The organism is Gordonia aichiensis NBRC 108223 (assembly GCF_000332975.1).
GTDB lineage: Bacteria > Actinomycetota > Actinomycetes > Mycobacteriales > Mycobacteriaceae > Gordonia > Gordonia aichiensis.
Window position 1 is genome coordinate 79,617 of record NZ_BANR01000011.1, and the last position, 18,390, is coordinate 98,006.

The window sequence follows — 18,390 nt, forward strand, 5'->3', positions numbered from 1 at the left end:
CCGCCTCACGACAGCGCGAATCCCTTGTAGCCCGCTGCTGCGGCCTCCAATGTCGCCGCGCGGTAGGCCCCTACTCCGCCGACGTAGGACAGCACTCGTCTGGGCTTGCCCGGGACGTTGGAGCCGACGTACCACGAGTGCGTCTTCGAGATGAGATTCGCATCGGCCAGTTCGTCGTGGTGGGCCACCCACGCGTCCTGACCCTCTTCGGTGGGTTCGATGACCGACTTGCCGTTGGCACGCAGGTACCCGATGGCGTCGCTGATCCACTCGGTCTGCTGCTGCAGGCAGGTCGTCATGTTGCACAGCGCGGCCGACGGAGCCAGCGGTGCACCGGTGGTCAACAGGTTCGGATAGCCGTGCACCATCAGGCCCATGGTGGTGCGGATGTCGCGACCCCAGTCCTCGCGGAGCGAACGTCCGTCACGTCCACGTATGTCGATCCTGGTCAACGCGCCGGTGCCGGCGTCGAAGCCCGTCGCCATGACGATCACATCGAGCTCGTAGAGCGTGCCGTCCTCGAGCACGATCCCCTCGGGGACGATTCGGGCTATCGGGTTGTTCCTGACGGGCACGGCCTGCACGTTGTCGCGGTGATAGACCTCGAGATAGCCGGACTCCAACGGCACCCGGTGAGTGCCGAAACCATAGTCGGAGGGGATCAGCAGTTCGCACAGTTCCGGGTCTTGCAGACGGGCGCGCATCTTCTCACGCACGAACTCCGACACCTCTTCACTGACCTGCTCGTCGGAGAAGATCTCGGCGAACGAGGCCAGCCACAGCTTGAGCGAGCCGTTCTCGTAGTCGGCCTCGAGACGCTCCCGACGCTGCGCGGGCGTGAGGTCGGCCCACGCGACGTCGAAGTCGTACTCGAAGCCGGTGAAGGTGTTCGGCAGGTTCTCCCGCAACTCGTCGAAGCGCGCTTTGTAAGCCTCGACGTCGTCGGGACCGTAGCTCGGGTTCTTCATCGGCAACGCATACTGGGGCGTCCTGATGAACACCGTCAGTTGGTCGACCTGCTCGGCGATCGTCTGAATGACCTGGATACCCGTGGCCCCGTTACCGATCACGCCGACTCGTTTACCCGACAACTCGACGCCGTCGCGTGGCCACCGCGCGGTGTGGAAGATCTCGCCGGAGAAGTCGCGCTGCCCCGGGAAGATGTCGGACATCGGCGCCGAGAGCATCCCGCAGCAGGTGACGAGGTACTGGGTGTCGATCGTCTCGCCGCCGTCGGTGGTCACCGTCCCCAGCGGTTGGTCTCCTCATCGAAGACCGCGCTGGTGATCGTCGTGTCGAAGGAGATGTCGGGACGCAGATCGAGGGAATCGGCGACGTAGTTGAGCCACTGTTCGATCTCGCGCTGCCCGGGGAACCTGCTGCTCCAGCTCCAGCCCTTGTAGAGGTCCTCGTCGAAGAGGTACTGGTAGATGTAGGCCTCGGAATCAAACTTCGCGCCTGGGTACCGGTTCCAGTACCAGGTGCCGCCGACACCGGATGCCGTGTCGTAAGCCCTGACTTCTAGACCCTGTTCACGAAGCTGATGCAGTTGGTAGAGACCAGCGACCCCGGCTCCGATCACGACCGCGTCGAGTGTTCTGTCAGACATTGCTCTCCTCCATTGATGTGATTGTGATCACCTGGAAGTGAATGTTTGACCTGTCTCACATACTCGACGTGTCCCAAATTGGGACAGCAATCCTGTCCGATCGGTGGTGGTCGCCAAGGCGTCGGTCGATGAATAATCGGCTGTGCCCTGCGTCACATCGGCGTACGGCGTCGAGAAGGGAGCAGGCATCGTGCGTGACAGGCGAGATGAGCAGCTCCGTATCGCTGCAGCTCGCGCCGATTTTCTCGAATACGGACCGCAAGGAGCTGCCGGCGTCGGCGAGGTCGTCGCCGCGTCGTGGTCGAGAAGCGCGTCCGCTGGGCTCGACGCCGACGAATACCACGTCGCCTACCACGACGACATCGACTTCGATTCGCGGTTGGCACGGTGTGCCCGCCCCGTTCTCGAACGACTCACCGGTGACATGTCCGACGTCCCGGTCACCATCGCCCTCACCGACGCGCAGGCCAGGATCGTCGACCGCCGCGACTGCTCGACGGCGGTCGGCCGGGTCCTCGACCGCGTCGACTTCGACCGCGGATTCTCGTTCGAGGAGAGCAGCATCGGAACCAACGGGGTCGGCACGGTGTTCGAGGTCGGTGCTCCGGTGAGCGTCGTCGGCTCCGAACACTTCAACCAGTCGCTCGTCCAGTTCGCCTGTACAGGTGCACCGATTCTCGACCCGCTGACCGGGCGGGTCGTCGGGGTACTCGACGCGAGCATGCTGGCCGAGAGCTGGAACAGCCTCGTCGACGCACTGGTGCGTTCAGCAGCGACCGACATCAGCCGCAACCTCCTCCTCGACCGGAGCCAGGACACCCGCGCCGTGTTCGAGACATATCTTCGAGCTTCCGCACGGCCCGGTCGAGCTGTGATCGCACTTGGCGAGACGGTCATGGTCAACGAAGCGGCCCGTACGCTACTGGACCCCGACGAACAGGCCACCATCGGGCAGTACGCCGAGTACATGATGACCAAGCACGACAACGCTTTACACACCGTGACCCTCGAAAGCGGTCGACAGATCCGGATGCGGACCAAGCACATCGTCAGCCGCGGCGATGTCGTGGGAGTGGTGGCGGTTCTCGACGAGGACCGGGCCGCCCCACCCGAGAAGGGCGCCGGTGAGACCGGCTCACGGACCGCTGCTTTGCCACACTCCCCTGCTCACGGAATGCGCAGTCCGACATGGATTCACGCGTACGGCGAGGTCATGGAATCGCTCACGCACTGCCGGGCCCTGGTCGTCGTCGGCGAACCGGGGAGCGGACGTCTGTCTGTGCTGAAGGATGCCTTCTCCAGCCAGAACCCCACTGCACCGATCGTCGTCGTCGATGTCGCACACCAAACGGCGTGTAGCACTCCCCCTCCGGCACCGGGCGACGACGGCGGACTACTGATACTCCGACACATCGACACCCGTGACGGTCCCGTGTCCCCGACGTTGCGCTCAGCCATCGACGACGCCACTGCCGCGGGATACGTCCTCGCGGCCACAGCATCTCCGCCACGCGACGCAACCGCCACCACCCGTGACGGGCTCTTCGGACTGTTCGAACACTCGGTCACCCTGCCGCCACTGCGGCTGCGCAGCCCCGATCTGGAACCGTTGGTACACCGCATGCTCAAGGGGCTTGCGCCACAACGCACCACCCGCATCAGCCCCCAGGCCATGCGCATCATCGCCGCATACTCGTGGCCCCAGAATCTGACGCAGTTGCACTTCGCGCTCGAAGCAGCACTCCGACGACGTCCCGTCGGAGAGATACAGCCAGAGGACCTTCCGGGTTTCTGCCGTACCACCGCCCATCGGGTCCTCACGACGCTGGAGGTCACCGAGCGCGACGCCATCGTCCGCGTTCTGGACGAGTGCGGCGGCAATCGGGTTCGCGCCGCGCAGGCGCTGGGCATGTCACGCAGCTCGATCTACCGGAAGATCCACAGCTACGGAATCACCGGGATCTGATCCCCACCGCTGATCGAACCCGCCGACGCTACCCCGCCGTGATCCCCGCACCGGCCGCGAGCAATCCCGCCTCCCCGCGATTCGACACCTGCAGTTTCTGCAGGATCGCCGCGACGTGGAACTTGATGGTGCTCTCGCTGACCCCGAGGTCGGCGGCGATGGCCTTGTTGCGTCGACCGAGCGCAAGGTGTCCGAGCACCTCGAGCTCGCGCGGGTTCAACGACGCCAGTAGATCCTTCTCCGGCCGAGACACTGTTGTTTCCAGGGGTATTCGTGCCGTGATCCGACTTCCCCACCCGGCGAGCGACTCGACGTCGAGCGTCCCGTCGACGGCCCGCAACCGCCCAGCCAGCTGTCGGGTCAAGGCGTCACCGTCGAGTTCGCCCTGCCCCTGATCCCGGACATCGATGACGAGGTCGGCGCCGCGGCTCCCCCAGGCGATCCGTAACCGCGCCACATGTGGTTGCGCGGCGACCGCGACAGCCACCGCCCGCACGATGGCCCGAGCAGCGTGGGCGATCTCTCCCGGCAGGGTTGCATCAGCGTCGGGTTCCACGAACTCGACGTCGGCGTCGAGGTCGCGCAGCACCGGCTCGAGCTCTGCGCGCAGTCGGCGGAAGGCCACACCGCTCGCCTCCGTGGCGAGGGCCCGATTGATGTCTCCGACGGAACGCAGCGCGATCAGAGCGGTCGACGCCGTCTCCGCCGCGATGGTGCGAGCTGGCCCGTCGTCGAGGTCGCGCGAGCGCAGCGTCCCGAGAATCGACGACAGCGTGTCCTCGTGCTGCTCGGTCAGCTGAGTGATCGTACGCGCTCGCTCGGTCGACGCCGCGCGCGACTCGGCGAGATAATCGGGACTCGCCTGGGCGACCTGCTGCCGGATCGACGTCGCCACCAGCGCGAACCACGCAGCGAGCAGATCGTCGACGACGGGCGTCCTTGTCTTCGCCTTCGGCACCATCACCAGCAGTGTGTCGCTGAGGTCGCGCACCGCGAGGACCTTTCGGCGCGCGCCCCCGATCACCGCGTGACCGTGCAGGGCGTCGCCCCTGGCCACCGACTCCTTGATCGCGTCGAGTTCGGCGATCGTCGCGCGCTCGACGATCGCGGCTGCACCGGCCACCTTCCGTGGGCGGCCGGTGCACTCTCGGGTGTAGATGATCAGCGCGTCATGCGGGTACGCCGAGGTCAGAAACCTGGAGAAACGTTCGGCAATCTGCGGCAGCGGGCCATCCACCACACCGACGAACTGCCGCCACCGAGTCGGCGACAGCGTCGTCGACTCGCCCGAGCGCTCGGACTGTACTTCCAGAGTCACCTCACCATTGTCACCCGTTGCTGATGATCACCTTGAGTGCGTGCTCATCGGCCGCGTTGGAGAAGGTGTCGTAGGCACGGTCGAACTCGTCGAAGGTGAAGTGATGCGTCACGAACTTCTCCGGGGAGATGATGCCCTCTTCGATCTGAGTGAGCAGTTCTGGCGCCGTGGTCGCGTTCACCAGGCCCGTCGTGAGCGTCAGATTGTTGATCCAGTCCCGGTCGATCGGCAATTCGACAGGACGCCCGTGCACTCCGACATTCGCTAGGTGCCCACCGGGACGCAGACAGTCCAACGAGGTACGGAACGCCGGACCGAGTCCCACCGCTTCGATCGCGACGTCGACGCCGAGCCCCCCACGACTAAGGGCCTTGATCTGTTCCACCGTGTTGCCGCCCGCAAGGATGTCGATGGTGTCGGTCGCGCCGAAGTCGAGTGACCGCTCGAGGCGAAACTTGTTGCCGTCCACAGCGATCACACGCGACGCACCACTCGACCGAGCGGTCATCACCGACGCGAGACCAACCGGCCCCGCTCCGACGACGGCGACGACGTCGCCCTCCTTCACTGCGCCGTAGAGCACACCGATCTCGAAACCCGTCGGCAGGATGTCGCTGAGCATGACACCCTGTTCTGCACTGACATTCGTCGGGAGCGGGATGAGTCCGTTGTCGGCGAACGGGACTCGCACCAACTCAGCCTGCGTGCCATCGATGAGATGGCCGAAGATCCAACCGATCCCGCCGACCGTCTGACAGTGCGACGGCATGCCCATCACGCAATACTCGCACCGTCCACATTTGGTGACGCACGAGATGATGACGCGGTCGCCGACCTTGACACGAGTGCATTCCGGCCCGACCTCGGTGACGACGCCGACACCCTCGTGACCGAGGACGCGTCCCTTGGTGACCGCTGGAACGTCGCCGGACAGAATGTGCAGATCGGTGCCGCAGATCGTCGTCGTCTCGACTCGGACGATCGCGTCGGTCGGATCCTGGAGTACGGGATCGGGAACGTCCTCCCACGCCTTGCTGCCGGGACCGTGATAGACGAGCGCTTTCATACCTGGCCTCCTTCGGGCCGCACCGCAGTGCGGCGTGTCCCCCGAATGCCCCACCCCAGTATGCGGTGCACCGCATCGATGGAGGCCGAGTTCGCGAAGCCGGTCTCAGGTTGAGACGGACCGACTCAGCCCGCAGACCCCAGGGCCGCCTGCAGTTCCGCCTTGGACATCGACGAATAGCCTTTGACGCCCTTCGCCTTCGCCTGCTCCCGAAGCTCCTTGACTGTCGGGGCCTTGGACGTGGACGCCGATGTCGTCGACTTGGCCGGGGTGCTCTTGGCCGGCGTGGTCTTGGCTGAAGTGCTCTTGGATGACGCAGGCTTCGCGGTGCCCGCCTGCTTCGTGGCGCCGGACGCACCACGCGATCCGGACGACTTCGTCGCGGTCGGCTTCGGTTTCGACGCCGAAGTGGTCGGTGTGGGTTTCGGCGCGACGACGGCTCTCGGGGTGTCTTTCGCCGTGGAGTCTGCGCTCTTGTTCTCGGATTCGTCGGAGATGGCACCGATGCGCTTCAACAATTCTCGACGTAGCGCATCGGTCTCGCTCGCAGCCTTGCCGATCTGTTTCTCCGCCAGCTTCCGCACATCGTCGAGGCTCTGCTGTAGTTCACCGATCTGCTTCTGCAGGCGTTTGATCGCCTTCTTCTCGCCCATACCTTGCGCCCTTCGTCGTCGTGCGTGCAGGACCCCCGTACCCGAGGGTAGGCACTCCGCCGCTGCTACAGGCGGATTATCGCCCACGCTGTCGTGTCGCGAGCTCGAAGACATCGTCGAGGTTGCGCCGAACGCGTAGCGTGGAAAATGTCGCACATCTATCGATCTCAGTCCGACGAGGAGGCATCATGCCAGAGCGCGATCCGGGCCCGTCGATCAAGGACGACGAGCTCTACGAGAAGCTCCGAGACGAGGGCAACTCCAAGGAGAAGTCCGCACGTATCGCCAATGCGGCTGCCGCACAAGGGCGTTCGAAGGTCGGCGAGAAGGGCGGCGAGTCGGGGTCCTACGAGGATTGGACTGTCGACGAACTCCGTTCACGGGCAAAAGAACTGGGTTTGAGCAACTACTCAGACCTGAAGAAGGACGAACTCATCGACAAGTTGCGCGAGCACTGAACCCACGGTGCTCGATCACGACGACACGGGGTCTGCAACCACCAGGCCGCAGACCCCGCAACCCCGCGTCGATCAGAGCCGGATCACCGGCTTGATGGTCTTGCCGTGGTGCATGTCGTCGGTGGCGGCGTTGATCTCGTCGAGTTTGTAGTGGGCAACGATCGACCGCAGCGGGAATGATCCGCTGCGGTACAGATCAACGAGGACCGGCAGGAGCGTCTCGGGCTCGCTGTCTCCTTCGGTGATGCCGATGACCTTCTTGCCCACCAGCATGTCCTGGACACCGAGCGACACCTCCGCTCCCGCTACCGATGGTGCGCCGATGACGCCGCAGGTACCGTCGACTCCCAGTGCGAGCACCGCGGTCTTGAGGACTGCGGGCACCCCGGTGGTCTCCACCGCGTAATCCAGGCCTAGACCTTTGGTGAGCTTGCCGAGTTCTTCTGCGACATCCTGAGTCGACGCGTCGATGGTATGGGTTGCGCCGAATTCCTTCGCAGTCTCCAGTCGCTCGGCGACCAGATCGATCGCGACGATCGTGGCGTCGGGGGTCTGCGAGGCCGCGTAGATCGCCGACAATCCGACCGCGCCATTCCCGAACACGGCGAGGGTCGAGCCCGGTACAGGCTTGAGGATGTTCCAGATGGCACCGATGCCGGTCTGCACACCGCAGCCCAACGGCGCGATGATCGCCAGGTCGTCGTCAGACAGATCATCGGCGACCTTCACGATGCTACGTTCGGTCACAAGGGCGACCTCGGCGAACGATGATTGACCGAAGAAGCTGCCGCCTATCTCCTCGTCGCCGCGATGCAGAGGTGCGCTGCCATCGGGCCGTGTGCCGCAGATGAGATTGCGTGGCACGAACTCGAGGCAATAGGCGGGATGACCCGCACGGCACTTCACGCATCGGCCGCAGCTGGTGAAGCTGAGTAGCACCTTGTCGCCGGGTTTCACCTTGGTCACGCCTGCGCCTACGCGTTCGACGACGCCTGCTCCCTCATGGCCGAGGACGCCTGGGAACTTGAACGGGATGGCGCCGCCCTGCACCACGAGGTCGGTGTGGCACAGGCCAGCGGCGACGATCCGGACCACCACCTCGTCTGCACGCGGTTCGTCGAGTGTGATCGTGTCGATGGTGAACGGCGCCCCGGTGGATTCGATGACGGCCGCACGTGTTTCTGTCATGGCTTTGTTCTTTTCTTTCTCGATGATGGTGATGAAGAGATGTGACGACGCGTGATGTCAGGAAATCCGCACCGGCACCGAGGCGAATCCGCGGGTGACATTGTTGAGCGCCCGTACGGGTTCACCGGTCAACTCGAATCCGCGCACACGCGGAACGAGGGCCTTGAACACCGCGAGGGCTTCGAGCCGGGCCAGGTTCTGTCCGGCACAACCGTGGTTCCCGAGGCCAAAGCCAAGGTGGTCCATGGGGTTGCGATCGATGTCGAAGACGTCCGGGTTCTCGTAGTGACGCTCGTCGCGATTGGCAGAGCCGTAGCTGTGCAATACGCGCGAATCCTCCGGGATCACAACGCCTTCGCCGAGATCGACGTCACGGGTTGTCGTCCTCGAGAAGTACTGGATCGGGCTTTCGAGACGGATGATCTCGTTGAATGCGGCCGGAACCTTCGACGGATCGTCGCGCAGCTTCTGCCACTGGTCGGGATGCTGCGCGAACAGCCAAGTCCCGGTGGACATCGCATTGATCGTGGTGTCGAAGGCGGCGACAACATAGGCGAGCAGCAGGCCCAGCGCATCGTCTTTGGAGATCTCGCCCTCGTAGGCGGCGTCGGCGATCGTCGCCCCGAACGTGCCGGGAGCGAGCCGGCGGGAATCGAACATCTCGGTGACGTACTCGACCGAGCCCGCCAGCTTGGGCATCGCGTTGGCCATGCGCTCGTTCTGCGGGCCGCAGCAGTCGAAGCTGCCCGCAGCGAAGTCGAGCAGCTTGGCCCGCTCGTCGGCGGGCCAGCCGACGAGATCCATGATCACATTGACCGGCAGATCCTCGGCAAGGTCTGTGACACCGTCGAACTCACCCATTTCAACGAGCCGATCGGCGAGTTCGTCTGCGCGCTGGTCGATCGTCTCGGCAAGCGGACGGAGCTGGCGCGGTCCGAGGCGATCGGTGAACAGCTTGCGGAGTTTGGTGTGGACCGGCGGGTCAACCGCGATGATCGCGTGTGCCCAGGCCTCGTTGATGACGGGGTTCAGTCCTGGGCCTGCAGCCGAGGAGAAAGTCTCCCAATCGCCGAGCGCCTCACGCACGACGTCGTAGCGGGACAGGAACCAGATGTCGTGCGCGGTCAGGTGCGTGGCAGGACCCATATCGCGCAGCGTCTTGTACAACGGAAACGGATTGTCCAGTGCCTCATCGGTGAACAGGTCGATGTCACTGTCGACCGAGATCGGGGCTGTTGTCATTGTGACGGTTCCTTCCTCATTGAAATTGAACTGTTGGGACGTTTCGGTGTTCACGCGCTTGTCTGCGGAGTTTGGCTACGGGGATGCGGTGATTGACCGCGGCGACTGTGGTCCCGGCCGCGCCGGTCCATCGGATGAGTGCGCACCGGTCGTCGAGATCACCCTTGATGACCTCCGGTTCGCCCTCCGGCGGGATCGGGCCTGCGATCTTGTAGGCGATGCCGAACGCTTCGGTCCAGAAGTACGGGTCGGGTGTATAGCTCTCGTGGGGGCCGTCGACCACTGTTCGGGCGGCCGCTTTCGCCTGTCCGATGGCGTTTTCCCAGTGCGGCATTCGCCGATACTCACCGGACTGCGGGAGCATGGCCACATCGCCTGCGGCGAGAATCTCGCCGGGCGCGAAGTCGGCGCCGTGCGCCCGGGCGTGGTCGTCGACGACCACCCACCCCTGCGCATCGAGCGTTACGCCACTCCCGCGCAACCACTCGGTATTGGGCACGTCTCCGATCGCCGTGACCACCACGTCGGCGGGGAAGGCGCGTCCGTCGCGCGACGTGACCCGGCGAACCTGCCCGGATTCCTCGCACTCGACGACAACGCCGCCGGGACAGACCTCGACCTTCACCCCGTGCTCGCTCGCGGCAGCCAGGGTCAGACGCCCCAGCGTCTCGCCCAGGACGGGTACCAGCGGCGTTCTGACGTCGATGACGCGCACGCGCGCACCGAACGACAGTGCGGCAGAAGCGACTTCCATGCCGAGAAACCCGCCGCCGATCACGACGACGTCGGTGGCGACTCCGAGCGCATCGCGTAATCGGAGGGTGTCGTCGATCGTGCGCACGACGTGTTGCCCAGTGCCGTCACCGAGTCGGCGCGGACGTCCGCCACTGGCGATGATGAGGTTGTCGTAACCGATCTCCCGGCCGTCGGCCAGGGCCACCTGGCGCGCCTGCACGTCGAGCCCGATGACGGCGCTCGACACCCGAACCCTGATCTGTCCGCTGGGCGAATCGGGCAGCAGCACCGAGTCGTCGGCGTCCGTTCCCTTCAGGACCCCTTTCGACAGCGGCGGTCGCGCGTATGCCTGGTGTCTCTCGTCCCCGAGAATAGTGATGGGATACGGGTATCCGAGGTCGGCCAATTCGCTGGCAGCCGTCATGCCCGCGAGACCGCCCCCGACGATCACGACACCGCGGGCACTCATTGCTGCGTCTTCGCCAACTTGAGAGCCGCCACCGGGCACGCGCGGGTGGCTGCCTCCACCTTGTCGGCGAGTTCGTCGGGAATCTCATCCATCAAGATGGTGAGCATCCCCTCGTCGTCGGTCTCGAAGACCTCGGGAGCGACTTCCTCGCAGAAGCCAAATCCATCGCAACGCGGTTCGTCGAATACGACGCGCATCATTCCTCCTCCACTCGTGGACGTGATGTACCCCACTGGGGAAGTACTGATGCAATCGTCGTCACATTCGCCCATCGGGGCGTCCGTAGGACTACTGCAGTGGCTACGGCAGCAGGGCCGAGGTAGTACTGCTGCCGCCTACGACGACGCCGCGAAGCCGGAGAACGATGCGGGCGCTCAATCTCACGCGCCCGTGTGCGCGGCGATGTACCACGACGCGAGTTCGGTCCTGGTGTGAAAACCCAACCGCACCAGTGCTCGTTCGACGTGGCTCTCGACGGTGCGCACAGAGACCACGAGCCGCTCGGCGATCTGCTTGTTGCTCATGCCGCGTGCCACCATGGCGGCGATCTCGGTCTGTCTGCTGGTGAGTGGATTGTCGAGTACCTGCGTCCCGATCGACTGCGCGGGTGGGGAGTCATGCACGTCCTGGGCGCACTCATCTCCGCACAACGGGCAGCATCCGGTGGCCGGCATGGAATCTGACCGCTGACCGTCCTCACTCAGGACGCGCTCCACCAGTTCGGCGTGTGAGCGATCGGAGAACTGTCGCAAGTGATCTCGCAACCTGCCCGGTGACAGTTCTGTTCGAACCCCGATCTCGCACCGGGCGTGACGTTCTGAGAGGTCGGGGCCGAACGCGGCGATCGACGTCCCGGAACGGTCCCACAGTGCTCCGGCGGCCCCCAATAGCTCAGCGGAGCGGTCTGCACACCCTGCCGACTGTGCGATCCACGCGAGCAACTCTGTCATCAGGGCGGTGCCGACGGAGTGATTGAAGATCACGTGCAGCGACACGGCTTCCCGCCCGAGTGCTTCCGCGTTCTCGAGGTCACCGGACAACCAATGATCGAGTGCACACACCCACTGGATATAGGAGCGGTCCCATCGTTCATCGTGCTCCGCGCACACCGCCAGCGCGTCGGCCGTGACCGTCCGGCAGTCGTCGCTGCGCCCGATGAGCGCCAACGCCAACGCGTACTGGAACGACGCCGACAGATAGCCGGCCCACTCACCACAGCCACGCAGGGCCGTCGTGGCGACACGATAGTTGTCGATGGCGAGCTCGAGTTCTCCGGTGAACAGTGCGGTCAGCCCGCGTAGCTTGCGTACGTAGCCGTCGATCAGCGGATCGTCGAGTTCGCGCGCCAGGCGGGCACATTCACCGAGTCGACGGTCGGCGGCACGCTGTTCACCCTGGAGCAAACACACCCAGGTGGCGACCCAGAGTGCGCTGGCACGGACGTGTGGCGCCACGCGATCGGATGCCGCGTTGTCGAGCAGTTGGTCGGCGCGACGCCGACCTTCCGCGATGTGGCCGTCGGCGTACCATCGAAATCGCAGGGCGCTGAAGATCTTCAGCGCCGTCTCGTAGTCATGACGTGCAGTGCACCAGTCCATCGCCGCACGCACGTTGCTCCGCTCGTCGCGCAGGCTCTCGACCGCCACCTGCTGATCTGGGCCACACCAGTTCTCGGCGATCGCCTCGGTGAGCTCCAGGTAGTACCGACAATGCCGTCGCGCGATCTCCTGGGCTTCGCCGAGCAGAGCCAAGCGCTCCGCGCCGTACTCCCGGATCGTCTCGAGCATCCGGAATCGTCTGGTGGAGCCGGTCGTGTCCACGTACAGCAACGACTGGTCGATCAGTTCGCCGAGCAGATCCACCATGCCCGACGCACTCGGCACCGCGTCGTCGGACTTCGCCTCACCGGATACGTCGCCGGCGCACACCCCTTCGGCCGCGGTGAGATCGAATCCACCCGCGAACACCGACAGCCGCGCCCAGAGTCGACGCTGCGACGGCGTGCACAGCGCGTAGCTCCAGTCGATCATCGCGCGCAGGGTCTGCTGACGCGGTGCGGCGCAACGACTTCCCTTGGACAACAACGCGAAACGATCAGACAGACGTGCCACGAGCTCCGACAACGTCAGGGTACGCAGGCGTGCGACGGCGAGCTCGATCGCCAGCGGCGACCCTTCCAACCGGATGCACAGTTGTGCCGCGTCCGCAGCAGTGGCGTCGTCGAGTCTGAACTCCGGCGCGGCGGCAGCGGCGCGCTCGGTGAGCAATCGCACCGACTCGTACTGCGCGACCGAGGCCGCAGTGTGGTGCTCGTCGTCAGGCGGGATCGTCAGATGCGGGACGCAACACAGGCGTTCCTCGGTGATACCCAACGAGATTCGCGACGTTGCCATGATGTGCACCCGGCTCGACGACCGCAGAATCGCGTCGGTGATCGCGATGGCACCCTCGAGCACGTGCTCGCAGTTGTCGAGGACCAGCAGCATCTCGCGAGCGTAGAGGTGGTCGATGACCTTCTGTACCGGATCGCGCGCGGACTGGTCGCTGATCCCGAGAGCGTGGACGATCGCCGCCGGAACCTCGGCGTCGTCGGCGATCGAATCCAGCTCGACCAACGCGACGCCGTCACGATAGAGCCGACCAACCTCACGCGCCATTTCGACGGCGAGGCGGGTCTTTCCGACACCGCCAGGGCCTGTCAGCGACACCAGCCTCGACGCCCCGAGCGCCGCGCGGATCTCCGACATCTGTCGTCGGCGACCCACGAAACTGGTCGAGCGGATCTCGCCGTGCCGCACACCGGCGGGCAGGTCGATGCCCGCTGTGACGGCGACCGACGACGCCGGGGTCACCCCTGTTGTCATGCACAGCCCTTCGTTGCACTGTGGAACTCGTCGACATGTGTCGGAGAACGTGCGTCGAGGCTGGAGTGGACGCCTCCGAAACCCTCGGCACACCAACGGCGGTCGCCGACACCGGTGGTATCGACGACCGCCGAGTGATCAGGCGTAGATCGACTTGTAGACCAGGTAGGAGTCCAGCGACTGCGGGCCCAGTTCACGTCCGATGCCGCTGTCCTTGACCCCACCGAATGGCGCACCCGGATCGGGGGGATAGCGATTGATCCCGATCGTGCCGGTCCGCACGCGACGTGCGACGTCGCGACCGCGGTCGGGGTCCGACGTCCAGACGCTGCCGCCGAGACCGTAGTCGGAGTCGTTGGCGATTGCGATCGCGTTGTCGACGTCGGAGTAGCGGATCACCGACAACACCGGGCCGAAGATTTCCTCCTGGGCGATCGTCGACTTGTTGTCGACGTCGGCGAACAATGTCGGCTCGACGAACCAACCGCGGTCGCGGTCGCTTCTGCCCCCGCCGACCACCACACGTGCACCGTCGCCCTTGCCCTTGTCGATGAATCCCTCGACACGGTCGCGATGTGTGCGGCTGGCCATCGGGCCGATCATCGTCGACGCGTCGAGCGCGTCACACCGGCAAGCTCGACATGAACGCGGCGAGGGTGTCGACGACCTCGTCATACCTGTTGTCGGGGGCCAGGATTCGGGTGCCCAGATAGCATGTCTGACCATTGTTGACCAGAAGGCTCTCGAAGAGCCGCTCCCCCATCACCGACAGGTCGAGATTCGCGTCGTCGAGCACGATGGCCGCCGACTTCCCGCCGAGTTCGAGCGTGACCGGGCGCAGCATCTGCCCGCAGGTGGTGGCGATCTGCCTACCCGCCGCTGTCGAGCCGGTGAACGCCACCTTGTCGATGTCGGGGTGGGCGACCAGGTAGGCGCCGATCTCCCGCCCGCCGGGAACGATGTTCACCACGCCCTCGGGAATGTCTGTTTCCGCCACGGCCTCGGCGAACAAGAAGGCGTCGAGAACCGTCTCCGGAGACGGTTTGAGCACGATCGCACAGCCCGCCGCCAACGCGGGAGCGTGTTTGAATGCGGCCAGCGCCTGAGGGTAGTTCCACGGAGCGATCGCACCGACAACGCCGACCGGCTCGCGGCGCACGTAGGTCTTGCCGCCCATGAGATGGTCCTGCTCGACCTCGAACTCGAAGCCACGCAACAGATTCGCGTAGTACCTCAACAAGATCAACGGGAAACCGGCCTCGAGCTGCGACGAGATGGTGATCGGCATACCGTTCTGCGCCGACACCCGACGAGCCATCTCCTCGCCCTTGGCCTTGAGCTTGTCGGCGAGCTGATCTAGTGCGTCGGCGCGACGAGCAGGATCCCAGTTCGCCCACCCCTGCGGATCGTCGAATGCCCTGCGCGCGGCGGCGACCGCGGCATCCACGTCGGCTTCTGTGGCCGCGGGAACCGAGCCGATGGGCTCCTCGGTACTCGCCGAGGTGACATCGATACGCTCGTTCGACGCGGGTGTGGTCCACCCGCCGATGAAGAGCTTGTCGTAGGTGATCATGTCGTTCTTCTCTCTGTTGTGGACTGGATCGTCAGATGTCAGGACACGAGCGCGATGGGAAAGTGTTCCCACGCGCGCAGCGTGTTGTTGTGGTGTCGTCGGGGCACCCCGACGACGTCGAGTCGTCGGAATCTGCGCACCAGTGCTGTGAGAACCGCCTCGGCTTCGAGCCGGGCGACGTGCTGTCCGACGCACTGGTGAATGCCCATACCGAAGCCGACGTGGCCCGACGGGTCACGGGAGAGGTCGAAAGTGTCGGGGTTACGCCACCGGCGCGGGTCGCGGTTCGCCGAGCCCAGGAACATCAGGATCTTCTTGCCGTCCGGAACCAGATGGTCGCCGACCATGACCGGATGCGTCGCGGTGCGGAAGAACGTCTGCACCGGCGACTCCAGACGGACCGCTTCGTCGAACGCGATTCGTGCCAGCGAGGGATTGTGGCGCAGCATCTCCCACTGGTCGGGGTGGGTGGCGAAGCTCGCGAGCACCGCCCCGATACCGAGCACGGTGGTGTCAACGCCCGCCGACAACAGCGAGCGCACGATGGTCGGGGCCTGCTCGGCGGTGATGTCACCGCGGTCGGCCGCCGCCCAGATCTGACCTCCGAAGGTGGCCTCGCCGTCGTAGACCGTTGCCGAGAGCGACTCGCGTACACACTGCTCGTTCACCCATGCCGAGACCTCACCAATCCGTGGGAGACCCTTCTGTACCAACTCGTTCGACGGCCCGAAGGCGTTGAACAGATGATCCCCGTAGGGCAGCAGGTTCTCGCGCCCGTCGACGCCGACGCCGACCGCGTCGGGAAAGACACGCAGCGGGAACTTCTGTGCGATGTCGGTGATCGCGTCGAGTTCGCCGTCGGGCAATGATTCGACGAAGTCCTCGGCGTCGGCGAACCAGTGCTCGCGCAGTCTGCGCAGGGCTCGCGGGCTCAGGATCGACGACAACACTGATCGGGGCGCGTCGTGGACGGGAGGATCGCTCTCCAAGAGCAGACTCGGTGGCCGCCAAGGCTTTTCGAACCGGAAGTTGCTCAGACCCACACCCGCGCCGGACTGAAACGACTGCCAGTCGGTGAGCGCAGCGTGAACCTCCTCGTAGCGTCCCATCGCGTAGACGTCGTAGCGGGTGAGATGAACCAGCGGACCCGCATCACGCAGAGCCGCATGGAACTGCCCGGGGTCCTCGAGGATCTCGGAACCAAACGGATCGGCATCGGTCTCCGGGAGACCGGAGCCCACACCTGAGGTGTGCGTATCGGAGTGAGTCAGTGTCATGAAACTGCCTTTGTCGGGGATTGAGGACTGAACTGTTGGGATTCAGTGCTTTTCGGCGTCTTTCAGAGGTCGAGGACGAGCGTGTCGGACCGCGATCGGGACACGCACACGAACATGCAGGAGTTCTCCGCCCGTTCGGTGTCGGTCAGGAGCGAATCACGGTGGTCGGGAACACCGTCGAGTACATCTGCCTCGCAGGTTCCGCAGATGCCCTGGCGGCAGGACGAGAGCATCGGAACGCCTGCGGCGTTGATCGCCTCGAGCACCGATTGGTCGGGTGCGACGGTCACGGTCGTCCCAGTACGTGCGAGGTGCACATCGAAGCCGCAGGTGCGCGCAGGTGCGGGCAACTCGGCGGCAACGAACCGCTCGATACGCAATCGGCCCGGGCGATGCCGGTCGGCCGCAGCACTCACCGCGTCGAGCAGCGGCGCGGGACCGCAGCAGTAGACGGTCGTGTCGGCCGGTGTCGCGGTCAACGCCTCGTCCAGATCGAGCAGTCCGTACTCGTCCTGAGGCCGAACCATGACGCGGGTGTCGTCGGCGAGTTGGTCGGCGAAGGCCATCGACGACCGGGTTCTGCCGCCGTAGAGCATCGACCAGTCTGTGCCGAGGAGATCTGCCTGCTCGAGCATCGGCAGGATCGGCGTGATCCCGATACCGCCCGCGATGAACAGGTAGTGCGCCGAGGGTACGAGCGCGAAGTTGTTTCGCGGGCCACCGATCGGGAGGACGTCGCCAACAGCGAGTGCGTCGTGGACATATGTCGATCCACCGCGTGACGCAGGTTCCCGCAACACTGCGATGCGGTAGTGGAACGGATCCCAGCGATCTCCACAGAGCGAGTACTGCCGGACCAGTTCGCCCGGCAGGATGACGTCGATGTGCGACCCGGGCGCCCAGTCGGGCAGTCGGTATCCGTCGGGGTGGGCGAGTGTGAGTGCGCAGACGCCGTCGGCGACGATGTTCTTGGCGACGACCTGCAGGGACAAGCCGTCAGCGGCAGCGGACGGAACGAGACGGGGGATGTCGGAAGCAAATCCCGCGGCATCCGACGGTGCGGTCGTTGTGGTCATGGTCACACAGAGTGGGGTTGAGAGCCCGGCACCACAATGCCATTTCCATTGAATGGAAGTGCGTCGTCCTCATGCCGTCCGCGTAGCCATATGCGGGACGGTCGCTCAGCGCTCCGGCGGCGCGGGGACAACAGGTCGGCCGAGTTCGCGACGTATGCCGTGTGCCGCGGCCTGCAACGCAGGAATGTGGGACATCGGATCATCCGTGCACGGCACGATCACCGAGAGCGCCGCGACAACCCTTCCACCGGCGTCTTTCAGCGGGACCGCGATGCCCAGCGCGTCGTCATGGATGAATCCCGGACAGACGGCCACGCCGGTCTGCCTGATCTCCGCGAGCACTGCGCGCAACGTCCTCGGGTCGGAGATGGTGTTCGCCGTGTACGAGGTCAACGGACGCCGAAGAATCTGATCCTGCAGTCCTGGTGAGGCGTTGGCGAGCAGCACGAGACCCGACGACGACGCGTGCAGCGGCAGCCGCCCGGCGATGCGAGTCACGTTGATGACGGCCCCCGGATTGGACAATCGCTCGATGAAGAGCACCTCGTCGTCCTCCAGAACCCCGAGTTGGACGTGGTGGCCGACCACCGCGTGGAGATCCTCGAGAAACGGCATCGCGGCGTCGCGGAGATCGCGGGTCGGCGACGCCCTGGAGGCAAGCTCCCATAGACGCAGGCCGATTCGCACCCGCCGATGCTCATCCCTGCGCAGCAGGCCGTGCGCCACCAGTTCGTCGACGAGGCGCGACGTCGTCGACAGCGGAAGGCAGGCCTGTTCTGCGATGACGCCAAGCGGAATCGCGACATTGTCCGGATCGAAGACCTCGAGGATGCGAACGGCACGGGTGAGGACCGACTCGCCGGCAGAGGATCTCGCCATGCAGCGACGGTGACAGT

Annotated in this window: 13 protein-coding genes and 2 pseudogenes; 2 read left to right on the top strand and 13 right to left on the bottom strand. The window is 65.1% G+C overall.

Features of this window, described 5'->3' with window-relative positions; genetic code table 11:
• Window positions 1-5: 5 nt before the first annotated feature.
• A pseudogene (locus GOACH_RS12955) lies at window positions 6-1,609 on the bottom strand (flavin-containing monooxygenase).
• A gap of 190 nt (window positions 1,610-1,799) precedes the next feature.
• On the opposite strand from GOACH_RS12955, the gene GOACH_RS12960 reads away from it, so the two are divergent.
• The gene (locus tag GOACH_RS12960) at window positions 1,800-3,575 is read left to right on the top strand and encodes a sigma-54-dependent Fis family transcriptional regulator (protein ID WP_040518651.1); all 1,776 of its coding nucleotides are present in this window, start codon (window positions 1,800-1,802) and stop codon (window positions 3,573-3,575) included.
• Window positions 3,576-3,603: 28 nt separating this feature from the next.
• On the opposite strand, the gene GOACH_RS12965 is transcribed toward GOACH_RS12960, so the two are convergent.
• The 3 genes from GOACH_RS12965 to GOACH_RS12975 all read right to left on the bottom strand — a co-directional run bounded on the left by GOACH_RS12965 (window position 3,604) and on the right by GOACH_RS12975 (window position 6,612).
• Complete coding sequence (locus GOACH_RS12965; protein WP_005175287.1) at window positions 3,604-4,893, bottom strand: helix-turn-helix transcriptional regulator; 1,290 nt, start codon at window positions 4,891-4,893, stop codon at window positions 3,604-3,606.
• Between the two features lie 10 nt (window positions 4,894-4,903).
• Window positions 4,904-5,959: an alcohol dehydrogenase catalytic domain-containing protein gene (locus tag GOACH_RS12970; protein ID WP_005175290.1), complete on the bottom strand. Its 1,056-nt coding sequence runs from the start codon at window positions 5,957-5,959 to the stop codon at window positions 4,904-4,906.
• 125 nt (window positions 5,960-6,084) lie between these two features.
• Window positions 6,085-6,612: a hypothetical protein gene (locus GOACH_RS12975; protein ID WP_005175292.1), complete on the bottom strand. Its 528-nt coding sequence runs from the start codon at window positions 6,610-6,612 to the stop codon at window positions 6,085-6,087.
• A 188-nt stretch (window positions 6,613-6,800) separates the two neighbouring features.
• On the opposite strand from GOACH_RS12975, the gene GOACH_RS12980 reads away from it, so the two are divergent.
• Window positions 6,801-7,070, top strand: a complete 270-nt coding sequence (locus GOACH_RS12980) for a DUF7218 family protein (protein ID WP_005175295.1) — start codon at window positions 6,801-6,803, stop codon at window positions 7,068-7,070.
• A gap of 72 nt (window positions 7,071-7,142) precedes the next feature.
• Here the strand turns inward: GOACH_RS12980 and GOACH_RS12985 are convergent, their stop codons facing one another.
• The 9 genes and pseudogenes from GOACH_RS12985 to GOACH_RS13025 form a co-directional block, all read right to left on the bottom strand.
• Window positions 7,143-8,258 (bottom strand): NAD(P)-dependent alcohol dehydrogenase, encoded by a 1,116-nt coding sequence (locus GOACH_RS12985; protein ID WP_005175296.1) that lies wholly within the window; start codon window positions 8,256-8,258, stop codon window positions 7,143-7,145.
• A gap of 57 nt (window positions 8,259-8,315) precedes the next feature.
• Complete coding sequence (locus tag GOACH_RS12990) at window positions 8,316-9,500, bottom strand: cytochrome P450 (RefSeq protein ID WP_005175298.1); 1,185 nt, start codon at window positions 9,498-9,500, stop codon at window positions 8,316-8,318.
• Between the two features lie 16 nt (window positions 9,501-9,516).
• Window positions 9,517-10,704 (bottom strand): NAD(P)/FAD-dependent oxidoreductase, encoded by a 1,188-nt coding sequence (locus tag GOACH_RS12995; RefSeq protein WP_005175300.1) that lies wholly within the window; start codon window positions 10,702-10,704, stop codon window positions 9,517-9,519.
• Window positions 10,701-10,901, bottom strand: a complete 201-nt coding sequence (locus GOACH_RS13000; RefSeq protein ID WP_005175302.1) for a ferredoxin — start codon at window positions 10,899-10,901, stop codon at window positions 10,701-10,703. Before GOACH_RS13000 ends, GOACH_RS12995 begins: the two co-directional genes overlap by 4 nt.
• A gap of 183 nt (window positions 10,902-11,084) precedes the next feature.
• Window positions 11,085-13,568 (bottom strand): ATP-binding protein, encoded by a 2,484-nt coding sequence (locus GOACH_RS13005; RefSeq protein ID WP_005175311.1) that lies wholly within the window; start codon window positions 13,566-13,568, stop codon window positions 11,085-11,087.
• A gap of 138 nt (window positions 13,569-13,706) precedes the next feature.
• A pseudogene (locus tag GOACH_RS13010) lies at window positions 13,707-15,141 on the bottom strand (aldehyde dehydrogenase).
• Between the two features lie 38 nt (window positions 15,142-15,179).
• Window positions 15,180-16,418, bottom strand: a complete 1,239-nt coding sequence (locus GOACH_RS13015; RefSeq protein WP_005175316.1) for a cytochrome P450 — start codon at window positions 16,416-16,418, stop codon at window positions 15,180-15,182.
• 62 nt (window positions 16,419-16,480) lie between these two features.
• Window positions 16,481-17,494 (bottom strand): PDR/VanB family oxidoreductase, encoded by a 1,014-nt coding sequence (locus GOACH_RS13020; RefSeq protein WP_005175317.1) that lies wholly within the window; start codon window positions 17,492-17,494, stop codon window positions 16,481-16,483.
• A gap of 105 nt (window positions 17,495-17,599) precedes the next feature.
• On the bottom strand, window positions 17,600-18,373 hold the full coding sequence (locus tag GOACH_RS13025; RefSeq protein ID WP_005175319.1) for an IclR family transcriptional regulator: 774 nt from the start codon (window positions 18,371-18,373) through the stop codon (window positions 17,600-17,602).
• Window positions 18,374-18,390 lie beyond the last annotated feature (17 nt).

Excerpts from the sequence above, each read along its gene's own strand:
- GOACH_RS12970 (WP_005175290.1), bottom strand. The coding sequence starts at position 5,959 with ATGAAAGCGCTCGTCTATCACGGTCCCGGCAGCAAGGCGTGGGAGGAC.
- GOACH_RS12975 (WP_005175292.1), bottom strand. The coding sequence starts at position 6,612 with ATGGGCGAGAAGAAGGCGATCAAACGCCTGCAGAAGCAGATCGGTGAA.
- GOACH_RS12980 (WP_005175295.1), top strand. The coding sequence starts at position 6,801 with ATGCCAGAGCGCGATCCGGGCCCGTCGATCAAGGACGACGAGCTCTAC.
- GOACH_RS12985 (WP_005175296.1), bottom strand. The coding sequence starts at position 8,258 with ATGACAGAAACACGTGCGGCCGTCATCGAATCCACCGGGGCGCCGTTC.
- GOACH_RS12990 (WP_005175298.1), bottom strand. The coding sequence starts at position 9,500 with ATGACAACAGCCCCGATCTCGGTCGACAGTGACATCGACCTGTTCACC.
- GOACH_RS12995 (WP_005175300.1), bottom strand. The coding sequence starts at position 10,704 with ATGAGTGCCCGCGGTGTCGTGATCGTCGGGGGCGGTCTCGCGGGCATG.
- GOACH_RS13000 (WP_005175302.1), bottom strand. The coding sequence starts at position 10,901 with ATGCGCGTCGTATTCGACGAACCGCGTTGCGATGGATTTGGCTTCTGC.
- GOACH_RS13005 (WP_005175311.1), bottom strand. The coding sequence starts at position 13,568 with ATGACAACAGGGGTGACCCCGGCGTCGTCGGTCGCCGTCACAGCGGGC.
- GOACH_RS13015 (WP_005175316.1), bottom strand. The coding sequence starts at position 16,418 with ATGACACTGACTCACTCCGATACGCACACCTCAGGTGTGGGCTCCGGT.
- GOACH_RS13020 (WP_005175317.1), bottom strand. The coding sequence starts at position 17,494 with ATGACCACAACGACCGCACCGTCGGATGCCGCGGGATTTGCTTCCGAC.
- GOACH_RS13025 (WP_005175319.1), bottom strand. The coding sequence starts at position 18,373 with ATGGCGAGATCCTCTGCCGGCGAGTCGGTCCTCACCCGTGCCGTTCGC.